The organism is Sphingomonas sp. PP-CE-1G-424 (assembly GCF_004341085.1).
Taxonomy (GTDB): domain Bacteria; phylum Pseudomonadota; class Alphaproteobacteria; order Sphingomonadales; family Sphingomonadaceae; genus Sphingomonas.
Genome location: NZ_SLXW01000010.1, coordinates 1 through 18,027, shown reverse-complemented (window position 1 = coordinate 18,027; position 18,027 = coordinate 1). Strand labels below are relative to the sequence as shown.

The following is an 18,027-nucleotide window of genomic DNA, read 5'->3' as shown; positions in this document are numbered from 1 at the left end:
CGTTTCCAAAGATTGTAGAGCGTCCCTTCGGCAGGCTCAGGACAGGCTTGTGCGGACCGTAGTCGCTGGGCGCATCACGCCAGCGCAGCCCATTGCGGTTCACGAAAAGGTGCCGCTCAACACCCGCCGGTCGTCAACTCCCGGCTTGCCATGACTCTTTGGGAAATATGGCCGCAGGCGTGCCATCTGCTCGTCTGTCAGCCAGTACAGGTCGCTCATCCTCAGTCTCCTCACGGAGCCTGAATCAGATCGTACCTGTTACATCAATGGGTCCTGACCCAAGCTCGAGAACAGTATTCACCGTATGTTCTACGAAGGGCAAATGGCGAGGCAAGCATGAACGACCTGAAATTCTCTCTCCATGTGCTCGAAGCCATCTACAACCAAGCGAAGCGCGACGGCTTACGTTTGCCGAGTGCGCCGGGCTCTATGCCGCGGTACGCATCCAGTGTGAGGATGTCCGTCGATACATCGACGGCGACCGGCCGGCTATGGCTCTGCGCACATGCCTTGTCATTATGACGCCGTTGCAATCTCGGGCGGCAAATTCCTGGTAAAAAGTGCGTTACAGTCTACTCGTCGGCCAGCCATGATGGCAGCACCAATAGTGCTCCAGTCTGCGTGGAACCAAGTTATTGGATCTTCTGCGGCGACAGCGTCGTCGCAAGACACGTGCTCGGCCAAGATTATGTCCTCGTAGCGAGTAAATCTCGTATCGGTGGTCGAATAAAAGGCTCGAAAGACGCAACCCAGGCCGTTTGGATGCGGGGGCAGCGTAATAGCTAACCGATTGCCTCCCAACCGAACTAGCTTACCCGCTGGATAAACGCCGATGTTGCGCATGAACCTGAAGAGGATCGTGCGGTCAAAATGGCCGTCTACGGCGTCCATCGCCGTGATTGCCTCCAGCGGCGACATCCCTTTCTTGTACGAGCGAATAGATGTCATCGCATCATACACATCGCAAACGCTGGCCATCCGAACTGCACGGCTGATATCTGCCTCTATGAGGCTAGACGGATATCCGGTCCCATCCAGTCGTTCGTGGTGATGCAGGCAGACATCCAATGCTACCGGCGGCAGTCCCGGCGTTCGGGATAACATTTCATACCCGAATGTGGGGTGGCGCTTGATCTGGGCCCACTCTTCTCGGGTCAGCGGCGTCGGCTTATGCAGGATGTCGTCAGACACGATGGCTTTGCCGATGTCATGAAGAAGGCCTGCCATGCCGAGCTCGCGCACCTCATACGGTGGTACCCCCATCTCCCGAGCAAGGCTGATCATCAGCGCACATACAGCTACGGAGTGGGTGTACGTCGCCTCGTCCTTGGCCTTCAAGCGAGTTACCGCCAGGAAGGCAGGCATATTGTGAACGAGCTCACCTGAAATCTCGTCAACCATCAATAGGATCGCAGCAGTGTCGATAGTCCTGCCCAGACGGCAATCATCGAACAGGGTTTTGACAACACCGGTGCAGCGCTGCGCCAGTTCAGCGGCACGCGTCGTGTCAGCGCGCCCAAACCGGCCCTTTGTTGCCATCTGCTTTGTGGCAGCGGACTCGCCCTGCGGCACCGCTACATCGAGCCCTCGCGAGGTATCTATAATAACAGCAATCTGGCCTGTCCGCACCCTCGCCAATTTTTCTTCCGAAGATATTAAGAAATGATTTTTCCAGAATGGATGTGATAGCCACTTACCTTCAAATCCTCGAACGAACATACCCATCGTCGCGTCTTCGCACCGAATCCGTTTCAGCATGACAAATCCCATGTAGCGGCAGCTGATTTCTTGCTATTTCCGCCGTTTTGCGTGTTACTAGAATGCATTCCAATCTTTAGTATCGACGCGAACGAGCGTCGAAACGGCAGCGCTGGGAAGCGATTTGAACGACGATCTATAAAATCCGGAATTTGCGCCGTTCGGCTCGCAGGAGGCTGGCGGCCAGTAGCGACTGCCGACTTCGACCACTTTGAAGCGACTAGCCTGATCCGGCAGGTATTGTACGGCACGCCGGTCACCAATGGATTGCTGGCGAAGCGTTCATCGTTCGCTGCATCCAAGATTGTCAGAACATCACTGCCGGTGATTGCCTGTGAGCAGAATGCCTCGGCGTTAACGGTTGCGCTTACGTCCAGGCCAGACCGGGCTTTGAACCATTGCCGCTCAATATCGATCAGGCTGACGGTGCTGGTCGCCACATCGAATAGGCTTTGTGCGAGACACACCGTGTCGAATGCTGGCTCTGACGAAGTATCCAGATTCTGATAAGTCGAAAGATCGCGCAGCATGCCGATTTCGCGACCCTCAAACAGGAAAGGGGGATAATACACACGATCTCCGGATCAATGGCACCCAAGGGCGGCCATTCACGGTCGCCAAATGGGTGACAGAAAGGCGCCACTTGGATAGGATAAAGCGCCCCGCCCTTTGGGTCGCGAGCATGGGGCTCAGTGGGACGACGTGCCCCTAGAACGATGTCCAGTCGTCGTCCGTGCGTACCATCGCCGATCTGGCGGCAGCCGGCAGAGGGCGAATTTGTGATGTGTAGGCCGCCGGCGTCATGTAATTAGGCTTGCACACCTGTGTGGAACGACCACCGGACTGTGCGGTCTTGAATCGCCCCGCCTGATCGGCGAGGTTGCCCACTTCGCTAGCCAGATTTCGAGCTGCTGCAGAGGTCTCCTCGACCATAGCGGCATTCTGCTGCGTTGATTGATCCATTGTGCCGATAGCAACGGAGATCTGCGTGATTGCCGACGACTGTGCCTGATTGTCCGCCGCCATGGTTGCCAGCAGCTCGTGGACCTGCGCCACGTCGCCTGAGATGTTGGCTAGCGCCCCGTCGACCTTTGTCACCGCATCGACCGCCGTGACGATTTCGATTTGCGTCACCGTCAACTGATCGCGCGCGCGCTTGGCTTCCTCTTCAGCACGCATCGCAAGGGCCGACACCAGGTCGGCAACCACCGCGAACCCGCGGCCGGCGTCACCTGCTCGCCCCGCTTCGACTGCTGCGTTCATTGCCAGCACCCGCGTCTGGAAGGCGATCTTGTCGAGGCCTTCGATGACTGAGTCGATGCCCTTGGCGCTTTCTGAGACCCGGCCCATAGCCATTACTGCTTCGTCCGCGACTGCCCGGCCACCGCCGACCGTCGTGATTGCCCGATCCGCGCGCTCTACGGTTCGTGCGGCTGCTCCTGCCGACGCCCGCAGGCGACCGTCCATCTGGGTCACAGACGCCGCGGTTTCCTCCAGCGCTGCAGCATTACTCTCAGTACGACGCGCCAGATCCTCCGACGCCTGCGCGATTTCGCCCGACCCAGTCCGGATCGTCATCGCACTCTCCGAAACGGCCGCAATTAAATCACGCATCGAGTCAATCGCATCGTTAAAATTTGCTTTGATGGCTGCATACTCACGCGGCACATCGACTGTAATCGACGACGTCAGATCGCCATCGCGCAACTGCGAAAGGTGCAAGCTCAGCACCTCGACTAATTGTTTTTGGGCTTCCGCCTGCTGGCGATTGGTCTCGGCTGTCTCGCGGAAGGTAAACATTGCCTTGGTCATGCGTCCAACACAATCTTTGTAGTGCGTGAACTCGATCGGCGTTGCCAGATCACCCGAAGCCAACGCTTCCATTCGAACTACTGTCGACACATAGGGACCGCAGATCGCCTCCCTGATCCATAGACCCGCGAAAGCAGTGGCTAGGACGAGAAAAATACCTAAAGCTAGGCCGATGTAGGGATGACCGATAGCAAAACCGCCAAGCGCAACCAACGCGGTAAGCAAGACCATTCCGGTCATGAAGCTTACAACGAAGGACATCTTTTCCCGGATCGGCGCCGTTTCTTTGAACCACATCACGTCACATTTTCCTAAAAAGAAGTCGTTTCCTCAACGGCTTCAGCAGGTTTCACCGCCTTGATAAACCGGTGCTGTCTCTCTGACTTATAGGCCAAAATGGTTTAGCTCGGTCCGTTATGGACGTTTTTTCTAGGCTATACTCATGGTAATAGATTATAGTATATCGCAATTTCATACGGCCCCTCCAAGCGTCGCACTGGCAGACAGATCGGGGGCCGGGCGCCGCTTTGTCGGCAGTATAATGCTGTCTGCGAACAGATGCGCGAATAGCTATAGAGCGTCGTCTGTTCGGCTAACAACGGCTGGATGTCCCGTACAAGCGCAAGGACAAGAGGACCCGAAAAAGGTGTATCGGCGGTGCAACGAAAAGCAACTGACGATGCGCAAGCGCGGAAACCGTATGCGCACGGCGAGCGCCCAGGTTCGTATCGGACTCGATGACATGCTCTTCCATCGTCGGCTACGGCAATACGGGTCATAACCGACGGACGAAATACCGTGCGTCCATACAGCACCCTTGACGGACTGCCACCCGCCAAGTGCATATGGCATCGGAGCTAAGATGTCAGCGCACTGCAAGCAGGGAGCACGTCCACAGCCACCGTCGTGTTAACCCCAGTCAAGTGATCGATTTATTCTCACTCTGCGATATGCAACTGAAACTCAGCTTAGTTAATTTGCATCCGGACACGCTCGGATAAAGCAGCAAAAGCAGACATTCGGGAATGTCTGGATCTTCACGTGGCCCGATCATCTCCAGCGCGGTTTCTAATGTTGCAAATGGATACGTTAAAGCTTTCTTTAAAGCGCAGTGCCACAACAGGTCTGAGTCATTTACGTATATATTTAAGCCTAGCTTATACTGAACAGTCGACAACATCCATATTTCCAGATATCAGGGTGCTAGTGCTAAGCCAATCCACAAAATACCGCGCCCTCCTACGCAAGATCGGTAATCTAGTGATTCCTCTTTTCATAAAATACTGATAGATTCGGTGAATTAATTTTCGACGTTTAGTCAATGTCAATTTTATGATTATCGTTTTCTCGTAGTGGCACTCGGTGAATGACTTGGTTTGCCGAGATTTTGTCCAGCCGAGCGATGACATCCTCGAACGGGCAATCATCGGTTATGGGAAACGCCCGGCTCAATGCGCCGCCTAAAATTATCATACGTTGGTACGGCATTAACCTAGCTTCCCCTCGTATTTCAATCGATTACAACGTCTTTTCAGGCCCGGCTAGTCGATAACGGACATAAATAAAAAAATGTTAATTAGTTCGTTTCGATCTTGTCGGCATCGCAAAAAAAATCGCTGCGCGGATCGTCGCCTTGATCCGGATGGACGCATGGGAGGCGCCGTGCACACGTTTGGAACCACGGACCGATGCTGTTCCAGGGCCTCGTGCCGTTGGCAAAGGCGGATGCCAGGGTCCGCGCTAACGAGGTGTGACGCTCGGTTGCGTCTCACCACGTCGTCTGCAAGAACTTTACGGTGTTGGTTCAGGCTTGCCCGGTTGAAACATCCGCTGGAGCGAGGCTAAACCTGCTAGGATTATAAAGCCATTTGAGGTCGACACTAATTGAAGGACAAAGCCCATCTTGCAAGCAGCAAACTGAGCCACATGGTCGTTGACAAGGTGAACTCTTCACCCACGCCGCAACTCGCACGCACCAAAAAAGTCAGTCGGCGTGATCCACCAGCACGTCGCCCTTGAAGAGGCATATAGGCCTGCGTGCTGGAGAAAATCAGGCATTTGATCGACATTTTGACAAAGCGTAGTTATTAATTGGGAAGTCGCTCTGAACGGGAAAATCAGCCGCTAAACGAGTTAGCGCGCTTGGAGCCTAGTCTCAATCCTTGGGGGCCGGTGGCGAATCGCAAGTGGCTTTGATTGATTGCCGATTATCAAAAATCATCAACATAATAAACGAGATAACGACGAATGAAGAGATCGAATAATGCCGGCACATACGATGATAGCATACCGCCTTTAGACCGTATTCGTTCTATCCGTGACCAGCTCGATCTCCTTGCACTTCAGGTCGGAGATCCTAGTGAAGCTCCATTATTGGCGGATAATCGTCAGATGCTGCGAGCTTCGGCAAAAGAATTACTGCGGCAGCGAAACATCATCGCCGCTCATCTTGGTGCAAATGATTTTGTGGATCCGGCAACGAACCTCATGCTGTTCGTATACGGCGGCGATACCGGCGATAGCAAGGCGACATTATCTGCAGGCGCTTGCTGCAAGGCGGCTGGCGTACCTCGCACAACAGGTCTACGTTGGATTGGAATCCTTGAGGGTAGAGGTTTAATTAGTTCAACTGTCGACCCAAGGGACAAGAGAAAGACTACCTTGAAAATCAGTGACAATGGACGATCTATCATGGATAGATGCCTAATAGACATTAGCATGGTCTAGATAGAACTATCTTTTATCGCATTTTTTACTTGCCGAGTGGCTAGCTTGATAAATGAATTATGGCAATATATGTTAGGTATGACTTTTAGGCCGGACTTGCGCTACATCTTCTTCTATTGCATTATTCGAAAACTTTATATTCTGCGCGTGCAATTTAATGACTTCTATAGCTTGGTTAACATGTACGGCGGCGAGTGGTTCGTTTAAAGCGTCAAGTATAGCCAATAACTCGTAGAGCCTATTTTGTACTATATTATAATTCTCTATTGACATGACATTTTTGGCCATTTTGCTGCATTGACTGGTTTGGCGGCTGAAAAACATTAGTGCTGCGCAAAAATTATGCAAAATGTCGATCGGCCGGCCTTGGAATCAGTATGGCGGGGCACGCATCGATCCGAAAATTCATAAATGATAACCCACTCATTTGTCAGATGAATTTCATTTTATCGTAATCTAAGTTTGAGAGGGATGCGCTCAGTAAGCGTAACGTACGATCTATCGTTAGAACGCCTCGCAGGGGGCGGGGGGCGGTGATAATGGCCTTTGCCGACCACCCTTTTAGTCCCTTTCTTCGAACTTTAAGGAGTGCGGTAGTGAATTGGCGGATAGCCCATGAGTAAGCGCCTTCGATCTATTGATCTCAATTTATTACCCGTGCTGCGTGCTTTGCTGGCGGAAAAAAGCGTTACCCGTGCAGCAAGCCGGATAGGTTTGTCTCAGCCGGCGACCAGTAGCGCACTGGCCAGATTAAGAGGCCACTTCGGCGATGCCCTCTTGGTCAAAAACGGAAAGGCGATGATTTGCACGCCGTTCGCCGACGATCTGCTGCCCGCCCTCGATGCAGCATGCGCTGAATTGGAGCGCTTGCTTGTTTTCGAGGTGTGGTCGCCAGCCACAGTACGGAGGAATTTCGTCATTGTAATGACAGACTTTCTTATGCTGTCCATCGCCGGAGCCCTCCAGACGATTTTGACTGAACAGGCGCCCAGCGTTACCGTTCGATTCGGCGCTATCGGTCCAGCACTTCCTGGCGAACTGACATCAGGCACCGTAGACATGGCATATCTCGGGTATTCGGAGGTACTAGCCCAAGGCCTGAATGTTGAAGTGATAGCCCGCCATCCGCTAGAAGGCGTCGTGTCTTCCGGCCACCGTTTCGTGACTAAGCCGCCGCAAACCTATGAGGAGTTTGCCGCCGAGGCGCGCATGGGTCTCAAGATACCTGCTGCCCTCGTGAAGCCGGATTTATCGAAATTGTCAGAATTAATGGGTTCATCGCGAACACAAATCGAGTTCAGTACAACGCACCTATCTCTCCTTCCCGCTTTGGCCGATGTTACGAATAGTATGGCTATTGTTCCACAGCCAATCGCATTCAATGCTGCAAAAGACCGGCAAATGTTCATCATTAAAATTCCTGGTATTCCCGTCTACTATGAGCTCACCAAGTACTGGAGTCATCGCTTTGACACTGATTCTGGGCATGTCTGGCTTAGAGCCGTTTTAGATGATCTTATAATGACGAGCAGCTATGCTTGACTGAGTCATATAATTGACGGTACGAGCAGGCGTTACAATGATGGATATTTCCTCTTTCATGTTCAGCACCGTAGACGCTTGAAACTGGAGGAAAAGGTCAGGATTGTCGAAGTGACTTATCTACGCAATATTAGCCTATCGCCCTGAAGTGCCACCCATATGCCCTATTTCTATCTAGAGCGGGGACCTGTCAGGTTCCTTATAAGGCGACCTAATTGCCAGTATGGTGATCCGTGCACTAACTCGAAACATCGTTGACGACCTGGAGCGCTTTAAATCCTGCACTGGTTTATCTGATCCAAATTAGTCCGATCATATCACCCTTTCGGCATGCCGCCTTTTTACACTTCGGTTCTTCCGGTCTAACGATCCCGTACATTTGATGGCATTCGCGATAAGGCCTGTTTTCTTACCCGCTATCGATATTGCTATTCGCATCAAGAGGTTCTGAAATCGTTTAGGTTTCCCCTCACCGCCGTACGTGGCCACGGCTACCATGCAGGCGATCACTTGTAAAACCACGTTCCCTAACCATCGGGGTTGTGCCTGTTCTATAAGCCATCGTGCCATGACAATCGTTAGAACGACCGTATGTGCTAATCTCCCTTCCAGTTTCGTTCTCACTTCTCAACCCCAACTTTTGAAAGTCACATTCTCAGCGGCACCGAGAACCTAAACGTGATGATGAACAGGCGGACTATTTTGGGCATTGCAGATGCGCCGCGGCTTCAGGTGTGTGCCGGTGGCTGTCAGAAGCACGGATGGCCCTGCAGCAGTCCTGCTCGGCGAACTAGATTATGCCGATCTTACACTGCTCGATGGCGTAGCCAGTCGGCAGGCCGCACAGATGCTCCTCGGCCATTCAACGTCGCCCACTATCTCCTGCGCGTGACAGGCGATATGACGTCAGCGCGGGGAGCCAGCGTTTACCCTGACCCAGACCGGGGACTATCCGCTGGGCGATCATGTCGCTTCCTCCGTCGCGGCACCCATGCCAGTATCCGCCGTGATACGCTCTCGCATTTCCGGCATGGGCTGGACCGGCGAGGATTCTCAGCGTCAGCGAGCCGCGCGGCCGGTCGCGGGCAGGTTCGCTTCGATAGAGCGGCTTGGGAGTGAGGGTGACCGAATCGATCTGATGATGGACCGGCCGTTGCAGGCGGAAGCGATCGATCGCCACTTCACGGCTCGCATCGCCATGGTCCATGATCCGCTGACGCTGTTTGCAACCCGAGACCTGTTCACGCCGTTGACTCGAAAGGTGCTGATGACCTCTCGTCAGGAGAGTTTGGGCGCGACGGAATGGGCACTGGATGGTGCGACGGGCTCCCAACCGTCCCGGCCCTGGCTCGCGGTCGGCCGGGGTGAGGCTACTCGCCTATACCAACGGTAATCGGCGACGTCTGAAGAGTGAAACGCTTTCGACGAAGGTAGCTTCCCATGTTCGATACGACTCCGCTGTGGTGTCTGCATATAGAGATCGTCTTTCCCGATAGACCAAGTCACGAAAGCCAGATGGCCGCCAAAGTCAGCCCTTGCGGCACAGTCCCCTCTGTCATCGAATGTCGCTGATGAAGCTGACCTTGCCTGTCCGTCAAAGCGTGCCTAATTTAGCATTTGCCGTCAGTCAGACAAAAACCAATATTTCTCGTAATATTATTCGGAAACCGTAGATTTCACGTGGTTTTACCCTATAATGAAAGCACTGGACCGATTCCCATTTGGTCCAGCATCTCTCCTGAATGCCCCGGAAACGGGCGGCGCGGCTTCGGTCACGCCGCCCGTTTTTGCTTGATGACAAATGCGAAATACATTCATGCGGAAAAGTAGCGTACTTCGTTACCTGTCGCTTCCGCGTGCTAGCTTAAATTGGGCTAACTGACAGAGTCGTCAAATTTGAAGCTGCCCGCGAAAGCGATCCGTTAGAAGCGATAGCCGATACCGGCCCCGACGAGGACCATATCCATGCCGGAGGTGAACCTAGCGCTGCCGCTCTCATAGACCTGCTCGGGAACAAGGAGATATTTCACCACTGCATTGCTGAACCAGTTTGCGCCCAGTTGGCGGTCAACGCCGGCTTGGAGCATGACGCTCATCTGCGACTTGACCTTGAAGTCGGAAATGCCATCGGCGGGTTCGGTCCAGATCGGGTGCGAGTAGCTGACTCCCGCGCCAATATAGGGATTTATCCGCCGTCCCGGCAGGACATGATATTGCAGGGACGCGGCAGCAGCTGCGCTCCCGATCGTTCCAATCTTGAAATCGCCGATTATCGAATCCCGGATGCGGGGGCGTGTGCGCACGACACCGCCCTGTCCCTCGAGGGAAATGTGCTCAGTCAGGAACCAAGCGATCTGAAGATCAGGAAGCAGCATGCGCGGCGTCTCGATCCGACCGCCGATGGGTTCGATCACGGACGTTTCGTCAACCGGAAATACCCCAGCGACGCGCGCGCGGACCAGCCAATTGCCAGCTTGCAAGCCAATTGCGGTCGCTTGAATGGGAGAAGCCAGAGGTGGACTTTCAACCTCTTGCGCCTCCGCGACCCTCGCGCAGCAGAGGCAAGCCGACACCATGAGGTTGGCGGACATAGACGTCCGGTATACTGCGGTTCCAAGCTTCATCATTTCAGAAAGGCGTCTTTCGATCTCAACGGAAAAAAACTTTTACCTTTGATCCTCCTATAGATGGGCACCGGTAAAGATTTGATGAGATTCCAAAAGATTGGGTCGGAACTACCTGGAAAAAGATTAATGGTTACCAGAACCACGCATCATCTTTGAACGCTATCATGGCCGAATGAGTAGGGTCCATACACCATTCGGCGAGTCACCAGTGAGCGCTTGTGAAACCAACTTATGTTTATCTAACGATCCAAAGTTTGGGCGTCGGCCACGGTCATGTCGGTGACCTTTGACGTCGAAACGCTCCACTTCTCAAGCGCCGTCGGACGAGCGTCCTACCTAGTGGTGTTTGTAATTGTCGCGATTCGTTTGCCGCGCGAGACCTACCTCCGGCATTGGATCGGCGCCATTCTGGCGTCGATGATTGGTTCCGCGATCATGGCCCGCGTTCCGGTCACGCGGTGGCTGTCCGCCAGCGAAGCCTTCATCATCTACACCTTATATATCTCGAGCCTCGCCTTGTCGTGGAGCGGGCTGCGCGTCTTCAATAGCCGCACCGTTAAACTCTCGACGCTCGCGCTGATGGTTGCGGCGCCCAGCACATTCTATGTCGCGTTGCTTCTCGTTGGCGCACCCATGCGGGAGGCACTCGCGTCAGTCTTTGTCTTCTGCATGGCATACGCTGGCCTTGCCGGGTTCGAGGCGGTGCACCGGTCGCAAAGCATACGCCTGTGGTCGCGCTACATCATCGCGACCACCTTCGTGTTCTACTTAATGGTGTTCGTTCTGACCTTCAGCGTCCTGGTAGGCACCGACATACCGATGAACTCTGCCGAGAGCGGGCAATGGTCGATGATCCTTGATCAGGCGACCGGCATCCTCGTTTACTTCGGCTACATCGCGATGGCGGGCGAGCGCGCAGTTCTCACCGTTCACCGCTTGGCGGAAACCGATACCCTGACCGAACTCACCAACCGGCGCGGCTTGCAAGTCGCGCTTGAGCGGTCAGAGCGAGCCTCGCATTCGGGACGCCCGACTGGGGTGCTTATCGCCGATATTGACAACTTCAAGGCGATTAACGACACTTACGGCCACAAGGCGGGAGACATGATTCTTATCGCCTTCTCCCGCCGGTTTCGTACGGCGCTACGAGCCGAGGACATCGCAGTCCGTTGGGGAGGAGAAGAATTCCTTGCCGTGCTGCCGGACGTCGACATCGACTGGCTTGCGACGATCGCAGAGCGGCTGCGCGCGTCGATCGAGGTGTCCCCATTCGCTCTTCCGAACGGCCGATCGGTCCCGATCACGGTCAGCATCGGTATCAGCGCAATGACCGGGGGGCCGCGCGAATTCGAACACGCGGCCCAACAGGCTGATGTCGCGCTCTACAAGGCGAAGACGGAAGGGCGCAACAGGGTCTGTGACGGATCGCTTATTACAAGAATGCCAATAGTGATCGGGTGTTCGGCATGACGATTTCTGACAGCATACCGCCTCCTTAATTGTGACTAATGCGGCGGTCGCCTATTTTGCAGTCGCACTAATCGTCCGCAATCGTTCGGCGGGCCAATGGGTTGGCCGCTTCGGTCCAGCGCCGTGCGACCGCTACCATTGAAGGCACTCGACCGCCGCTGCTCGCCAACTTCTTGCTCTGCGCTGGGCGGGACGCTCTGGTACTTCCAGTTCGTCTTCTACACGATGGGTGAAAGCCAGATGGGGCGCTTTGGCTTCTCGTCTTGGACACTTCACATGGCCTCGATCATCATCTTCGGCACTTTGTGGGGCTTTGCCCTGCGTGAGTGGCGCGACGCGGCCACCAGTATTCGTGCAACCGTCTGGGCGGGCGTCGCCCTGCTCGTCCTTGCCACCGTCATCATCGGCTACGGCAACAGCCTCGCGTCATGAAAGACCTTTGCACCTGCGCTTTCAGCGGCCATACGGTTCGTTGAATTGAGGAGTGAGGAACAACTCGTCGACGATCGTACTGGCTGATGAACCAAGTCAAGCGCCTCTTCACCAAGCGCGGTGACATTATGGCGCGAGGCCCGAAAGCTAGACGTCTGGGCGGGTAAGATGCTCGACGGCGATCTGCCAATGCTAGGATCTCGTATCCACCGGCTGGTCAGCGATATGCGCCTGGATTAGATTTCCCTCGAGAAGCGGATCTCGAATTTGGATGCCGAGTTCACCGCCCCCGCGCGCATAGACAAGCGGACCCGCTGAAAAGGGCGATGGCTTAATGTGACGGCGCCGCGGGGCTGATCGACACGTCGAGAAGCTCGGCTAAAGTACTGTCGAGCGGAACATCACGATCGTCATTCGACCATGATCCATCCCCACGTTCGACGCGGAGGGCCGGTGCGATGCCGTTTCCGCTCATCACTTCTGTGATTGATCGGCGCCTGTCAGATGTACGTTCTCCTTTTCGCCGCGGCCGCAGCGCTAGTGCAATTTCCGGTTGCCGGATCCGTGGTGAAGCCCGGCACGATAGCGATCGTTGCTGCCGATAGTCCGACCACGTCCCCCGCTATCACGAAAACGTTCATGGACGCCGTTCAGCGAACCCTCCTTCGAACGCCTTTCCTGCCCCTGCCCCACGCGAACCACAGCCTTTACGTCGCTAAGGTTGAGACATCGCAGACCCAGCGCGGCGTTGTTCGGTCCGGCAACGACGAATTGAATCGGCCGGGCATGGCGGCCGGACTTGGGAGCCTGTCGCTGACTTTGCCCTCGGGGAAGGATCAGTTGCACGGCCTGATCGTGACCCGTCTCAAGGTGACCGAGTCGCTCCGCCGCGATAGTCGCGTCGTGTGGACAGGACAGGCGACCACGGTCCGCGCTAGCGGCACACGAACAGGCGATCCCTCTGTTGTCGCTGCGGCGCTCTCAGACACCCTTCGGACGTGGTTTCCCCGGCAGCTGCCAGGGCCGCTGTCAGTGCCATAGGGCTCGCCGGGCAAGGCGGTGATCAGCCTCTGATCTTCGACAACACGCGCGCCGCGACATTGCTCCTGGCTGCAAGCTTCCGCCCATAACGTAACGCGGTCGATGGCGACGACCAGCGCAGCGCCTGCGCAATGCCGACGCCATCCTCGCCGGCCGCAAACAGGTCCTGCGTAAGTCCGACGCGCACCGAATGGCTCGACAGCGCGCGCGCCTCCTCCTCGACCTTCGCGATCGGCATCTCCACCAGCCCCTGGTCGAATGCACGCAGCGCCACACGCCGATAGATGCCGTTGACACCCTGCCGGCTTAGCGAGGCCGTCCCGACGGTGTAGACCGTCCGCGCCGGTTCGGCGTTCTTGCCCTTGAGCTTCTCCTGCCAGTGGCGCGTGTGCCCCGGGATTGCCTCGTACGCCATCGGCGGAACCGCGGCGCGCAGACGGCGTCGATCAACCCCGACGCGGCGGAAGACCGGCCCCTCGGTAATCGCACTCGCTACCAACCAGGCGCCGACCCGGCGCATCGTGTCCGCGGACAGCCAGCCCCAGGCCCCCTGCCCCTCCTGATCGGTCTTGGACGACGGAATGAACAGGAGCGCCGAACCATCGCTGTGCGGATCGATATGCGCGACGGTGACGGCGACGAGCTCGCTGACCCGCAGTCCAGCGTCATAGCCGAGTGAGAGCAGCGCTGCGTCGCGCAAGCCCTGCAGATCGCCGCCACAGGCGCCGAGCAGCGCGGTCAGCGTGAACCCCTTGGTATGGGGATCTAGCGAGGCCCCGAAGCGCAACGGGGCCGCCTGGCGTTGGGCCGCGCCACGACGCCGGCGCAGGCCCTTGAGCGCAGCGCGGACCATGACGTGGCTCGTCGGCGCGTGCCCCCTCTCCTGCAGGCCTGACAGGCCGTGTGCGGTGGCAAGACTGGCAACCCGCCGCGCGACCGTGGCGGGCTTGGCACCCCGCGCCTCGAGCATGGCAATGTAGCGGACCAGGTTTTCGGGCTCGGCGGGCAGCGGGGCGACACGGATGTCCTCACACCAACGCAGATAGCAGCCCAGGTCCGACGCCAGCGCCGCCTTGCTCGCCGCTGCCATCGCGCCAAGCTGCACGGAAAAGCCGATCTCGCTGACGGGGCCGGCATCAGCGGGCAGCGCAAGGCCCAGCAATCGGGTAACGCGGACATCGATCGGCTCAACGAGGCCTCGCCGTGCCCGGACCGGCAGCCCCTCCCCGTCTGTGCGATGGACGATGATTTCGCTCATGCGGCGCCTGCCGGCTGGTCCAATTTACCCTGCATTCCACCTGTGTAGCACATCGCTATAGTTACCATAATGTCCGATTATGACAAGTTCGTCTACATGACACGTAGGGCTGGCTAGTGATCGCGTGATTGCTAGCATATGAAGGGCGCAATGACATCCACTGATCATACATCGCTGGGCTACGCGCTCGGTCGACTGGCGGGTGCAATTCGCTTTGCCTCCCCAGAAATCCGCAAGGTTGCGAGCCTCGCCACCGTGGCTGACGCGTGGCGCGCGTATCGACGCGATGCCGGCATTGGCAACGTCGGCCCTGCCCACCAGCCTTCTACTGACGCCCTCTCGATCCTCCTGACCGACGACCCCCGCCGCGACGCCGTCGTGCTCTGGCTTGCTGCACACGGGGTGCCGCCGATTGCCGACGCTGCAATGATGGTCGTTCGCATGGTCAACGCGACGCGCGGGTTCGAGGTCGATGCGCTGGCATTGCTCAACGCCGCCCAGGACGCCTTGGCGCAGGCGGCTGCTGGTGGCCCCCTCACCGGTGCCTGCGGACTGGCGGACGCAGGTCCGGATCATCCGCTCCATGGGCTGGCGCGCGCTGCGGTCGCGGTCGACGTTTTGATCCGCGCGCCGGACTTCGCCGAGAGCTCTGGGCACGAGGCGCTACTCCCCCTGCCCTCCCGATCGATGCGGCATTACATTGCGTCCGAGCCGGCCGGATGCTGGGCCCTGAACCTTGTGCTTGTTGCACGCGGCATCCTCCCACAGGTTACCGGGATAGTCCCGCGCACGGTCTTTCGCCTCGATGTCATGGATGCCCAGCGGGCTGCCGCGCTCGTCGACCATAGCACGCATGAAGCGTTGGCCGCGTTCACGAACTTGGAGCGCATAGAGTCGGTGTTGGGTCGCGGTCGTGAGGCCCTCGCCGGCTTATCCCGCAACGCCCGTGCGTTTGAGGCTTGGACGCTTTTGGCGGCGCTCGGTCCGACCACGCGCAAGCAGCTCATGCGCGCACTTAGCTTGTCGCGCGCCGGTGCCGATATCCAGGCGCGCGCGCTTGCTGCTGCGAGACTCGTTGGGCTCGAAACGGGAGGTTTGGTATCCCCTGCCCTCCCCGGTTCGTCTCCGTCGCCGTCTGCGTCCCTCGATCACGGTCCGCTTTGTGCAGCGGCTGCGGATCTTGATATCGCAATGGCAGAGATTGACCGCCTCCTCACACGGGGTCTCGATAAACGAAACTAGCCAGTGCGATTTTTGGATACCCACGAAGATTATTAGCCCGTTCGCTTGCCTTACTTGCGGGAGGCTCGGTGCCTAGAAGGATCCTAACCCTTCGCGGTAAGTGCCCGCAGTTCCTCAAGTGCCTGCCAATAAGAACGGTGACCACGCTGGTTGGTGAATTCAACGAACCAGTCGAGTGTTTCTTGTGGACCCTTTATAAAGAGATTTCCCTGAGCGACGGTTTCCCGCCGACGTCGGCTAGGTCGAGCTGAGACACTCTCGCCCTCCCCCTGGGCGCGATCGACGAATCCCATTGCAGCGCCACGCGCAACTGCCTCCTCTTCTCTCACACGATCGATACGAAGGGGCGCTTTCGAGAGGCCGGAAAGATTGAGTTTGTCGGCGACTTCGTCAGCCGGTGCCGCATTAGGCTTCTTGAACCCATAACCGCTCATCGGTCAGTCTCCTCACGCACAGCCTCTACGACTGCGTACGCAACTTCGAATGCGTTTCGTTTGGCTGCCGCAAGTCCTGAAGTCTTTTCATCGGTCAGTTCTTCCAAAGTTGATGCAAAATCGAATACGTCGCGATAAGCTGCTCGTTCTACCAGTCCCTTGCTGAGCAAGGGTAGATCAGCGTCCTTGATTGCTGAGGTAATTCGTTTCGCAGATTTTGTCTCAATCGCCGCGTTGTCACGACTCCGGACGAGGCGGTACGGAATAACGCGGCCTAAGGCTTCCGCCTCCTCGTGTATCAAACCAACGGCATTAGCTGCTAATTCTGCGTCAATCGGCGAGAGATTGAACGGAATCAGAACCAAGTGAGAGCGGGCAAGTGCTCGTGATGTCATTCGCGAAGCAGTCCCCTCAAGGTCGATTAAAACAAAGTCGTTCTTCTCTGTGAGGGCGTCGAGCACTTTTACTAGCTCTGACTCTTTTGGGCTTGCTACGATCTCAAACGGAAGTGCCCTCCCCTCAGCGGTACGCCTGGCGCCCCACTTCGCTATGATCGCGTTTGGATCAGCATCGACGACGACAACCGACGCGCCGCTGCGAGCTAACTCCCCAGCGAGAATGAACGTAAGGGTCGTTTTGCCGGCACCCCCTTTCGGGTTTGCTACTGATATCGCTGGCATGCCTGCGTTTCCTCATTAACATTTTACTAGGCTACTAATTGCCTATTGCGATCGATTGGCCATGCATAGGCTGCTGGTTGCCTATCGAAACCCTATTAATAGCGCAATACATATACGATGGATATCCTTTTGATAGCCTTTGGATGGCCTAGCGATATGGTTGCCTATGCATATGGTAGCCTATGCCAATAGCTGGCATATGAATATGGTGGCATATGGATATGGTGTCCGATGAATAATCGCAAACCAAAGAATATTGACTGGATATCCTTATGGTAGCCAAATCAAATGGATATCCTGTGGATATCCACCATCCTCACTGGCCTACGTTGTGGCCTGCTGGAGTTAGACGACCACCGCTGCTACCAGGATCGGTGTCCGAATAGAGCAGCTTTGCATGCAATAGGTAATCTGCCGCCTTCAGCGCAGCCTGATTGTTTGCGCCAGGGACCGATCCACCCGCAGCAAGCTGCCGCTCGCGCTGAAGGCCATCTAAATCCTCTCCGCAGGCGACGAGCAGGGGATCGCCCGACTATGACACCAACAGCTTCAGCAAAGGGGGAGGGGGGGCAACACCCGGGCATCCACCGCTCTGTGCGTCAGCCACCCAAATCAGAGCCACCATAACGGCAAAGAGCCCGTCGGCAGGGTTCACCGCGTACGCTTCTAGCTCAGCGCGGTTGTCCCTACCGATCGGTTGCCGCAAGGCACCTCTATGTCGCCAGCATGCCGCTGCCGCCCTTAACGAGCTTTTGCGCCGTTGCGAGGGGAGGGGAGGGCGATCGCAAGCATCCCAAAGATTGCGAGTGTCCGATTCATGTGTGTTCCCCTTGTTCAGTTGAGCGGTTTTGGGTTCGTAAAGTTGATGCTGGTATGCAGGTTGCCGGCCGGTGACCTGCTCCCCATAAATCATGCCATTGGTAAGTTAGCTCGTCAGATGGAGACGAGTGATGCGGCGAGGCCGATTTACCGAGGATCAGATCATTGGCGTGCTGCGCGAGCAT

13 protein-coding genes and 2 pseudogenes are annotated in these 18,027 nt (G+C 56.5%); 6 read left to right on the top strand and 9 right to left on the bottom strand.

Annotated features, from left to right (window positions below; genetic code table 11):
- Positions 1-46 precede the first annotated feature (46 nt).
- From C8J43_RS19490 to C8J43_RS19475, 4 genes and pseudogenes are all read right to left on the bottom strand, one after another.
- Positions 47-219, bottom strand: a pseudogene (locus C8J43_RS19490) (transposase); the annotation flags it as partial.
- Between the two features lie 297 nt (positions 220-516).
- Complete coding sequence (locus tag C8J43_RS19485; protein ID WP_165899699.1) at positions 517-1,725, bottom strand: HD-GYP domain-containing protein; 1,209 nt, start codon at positions 1,723-1,725, stop codon at positions 517-519.
- Positions 1,726-1,751: 26 nt separating this feature from the next.
- The gene (locus tag C8J43_RS19480; RefSeq protein WP_133032281.1) at positions 1,752-2,288 is read right to left on the bottom strand and encodes a hypothetical protein; all 537 of its coding nucleotides are present in this window, start codon (positions 2,286-2,288) and stop codon (positions 1,752-1,754) included.
- 178 nt (positions 2,289-2,466) lie between these two features.
- Positions 2,467-3,867, bottom strand: coding sequence for a methyl-accepting chemotaxis protein (locus C8J43_RS19475; protein ID WP_133032328.1), 1,401 nt, complete (start codon positions 3,865-3,867; stop codon positions 2,467-2,469).
- A 1,950-nt stretch (positions 3,868-5,817) separates the two neighbouring features.
- On the opposite strand from C8J43_RS19475, the gene C8J43_RS19470 reads away from it, so the two are divergent.
- The 3 genes from C8J43_RS19470 (at position 5,818) to C8J43_RS19460 (ending at position 9,232) form a co-directional block, all read left to right on the top strand.
- Positions 5,818-6,297, top strand: coding sequence for a hypothetical protein (locus C8J43_RS19470; RefSeq protein WP_133032280.1), 480 nt, complete (start codon positions 5,818-5,820; stop codon positions 6,295-6,297).
- A 615-nt stretch (positions 6,298-6,912) separates the two neighbouring features.
- On the top strand, positions 6,913-7,839 hold the full coding sequence (locus C8J43_RS19465; protein ID WP_133032279.1) for a LysR family transcriptional regulator: 927 nt from the start codon (positions 6,913-6,915) through the stop codon (positions 7,837-7,839).
- Between the two features lie 1,030 nt (positions 7,840-8,869).
- Complete coding sequence (locus C8J43_RS19460) at positions 8,870-9,232, top strand: hypothetical protein (RefSeq protein ID WP_133032278.1); 363 nt, start codon at positions 8,870-8,872, stop codon at positions 9,230-9,232.
- Between the two features lie 529 nt (positions 9,233-9,761).
- Here the strand turns inward: C8J43_RS19460 and C8J43_RS19455 are convergent.
- Positions 9,762-10,430 (bottom strand): OmpW family outer membrane protein, encoded by a 669-nt coding sequence (locus C8J43_RS19455; protein WP_165899698.1) that lies wholly within the window; start codon positions 10,428-10,430, stop codon positions 9,762-9,764.
- Between the two features lie 309 nt (positions 10,431-10,739).
- Here C8J43_RS19455 and C8J43_RS19450 point away from each other — a divergent pair, with 309 nt between their 5' ends.
- Entirely contained in the window at positions 10,740-11,936 is a 1,197-nt protein-coding gene (locus C8J43_RS19450) for a GGDEF domain-containing protein (protein WP_133032276.1), read from the top strand.
- Between the two features lie 143 nt (positions 11,937-12,079).
- A pseudogene (locus C8J43_RS19445) lies at positions 12,080-12,368 on the top strand (L-rhamnose/proton symporter RhaT); the annotation flags it as partial.
- Positions 12,369-13,431: 1,063 nt separating this feature from the next.
- Here C8J43_RS19445 and C8J43_RS19440 read toward each other — a convergent pair.
- A complete protein-coding gene (locus C8J43_RS19440) occupies positions 13,432-14,667 on the bottom strand; it encodes an integrase (protein WP_133032275.1) in 1,236 nt (411 codons plus the stop codon).
- A 150-nt stretch (positions 14,668-14,817) separates the two neighbouring features.
- Between C8J43_RS19440 and C8J43_RS19435 the strand changes: the two genes are divergently transcribed.
- Positions 14,818-15,909 (top strand): hypothetical protein, encoded by a 1,092-nt coding sequence (locus C8J43_RS19435; protein ID WP_133032274.1) that lies wholly within the window; start codon positions 14,818-14,820, stop codon positions 15,907-15,909.
- 83 nt (positions 15,910-15,992) lie between these two features.
- Here C8J43_RS19435 and C8J43_RS19430 read toward each other — a convergent pair whose 3' ends face one another.
- The 3 genes from C8J43_RS19430 to C8J43_RS22220 all read right to left on the bottom strand — a co-directional run.
- Entirely contained in the window at positions 15,993-16,343 is a 351-nt protein-coding gene (locus C8J43_RS19430) for a hypothetical protein (RefSeq protein WP_133032273.1), read from the bottom strand.
- Positions 16,340-17,023, bottom strand: coding sequence for a ParA family protein (locus tag C8J43_RS19425; RefSeq protein WP_082451467.1), 684 nt, complete (start codon positions 17,021-17,023; stop codon positions 16,340-16,342). The genes C8J43_RS19430 and C8J43_RS19425 overlap by 4 nt, the downstream gene beginning before the upstream one ends.
- An 815-nt stretch (positions 17,024-17,838) precedes the next feature.
- The coding region (locus tag C8J43_RS22220; RefSeq protein ID WP_207893459.1) for a hypothetical protein at positions 17,839-18,027 on the bottom strand (189 nt) is incomplete at its 5' end.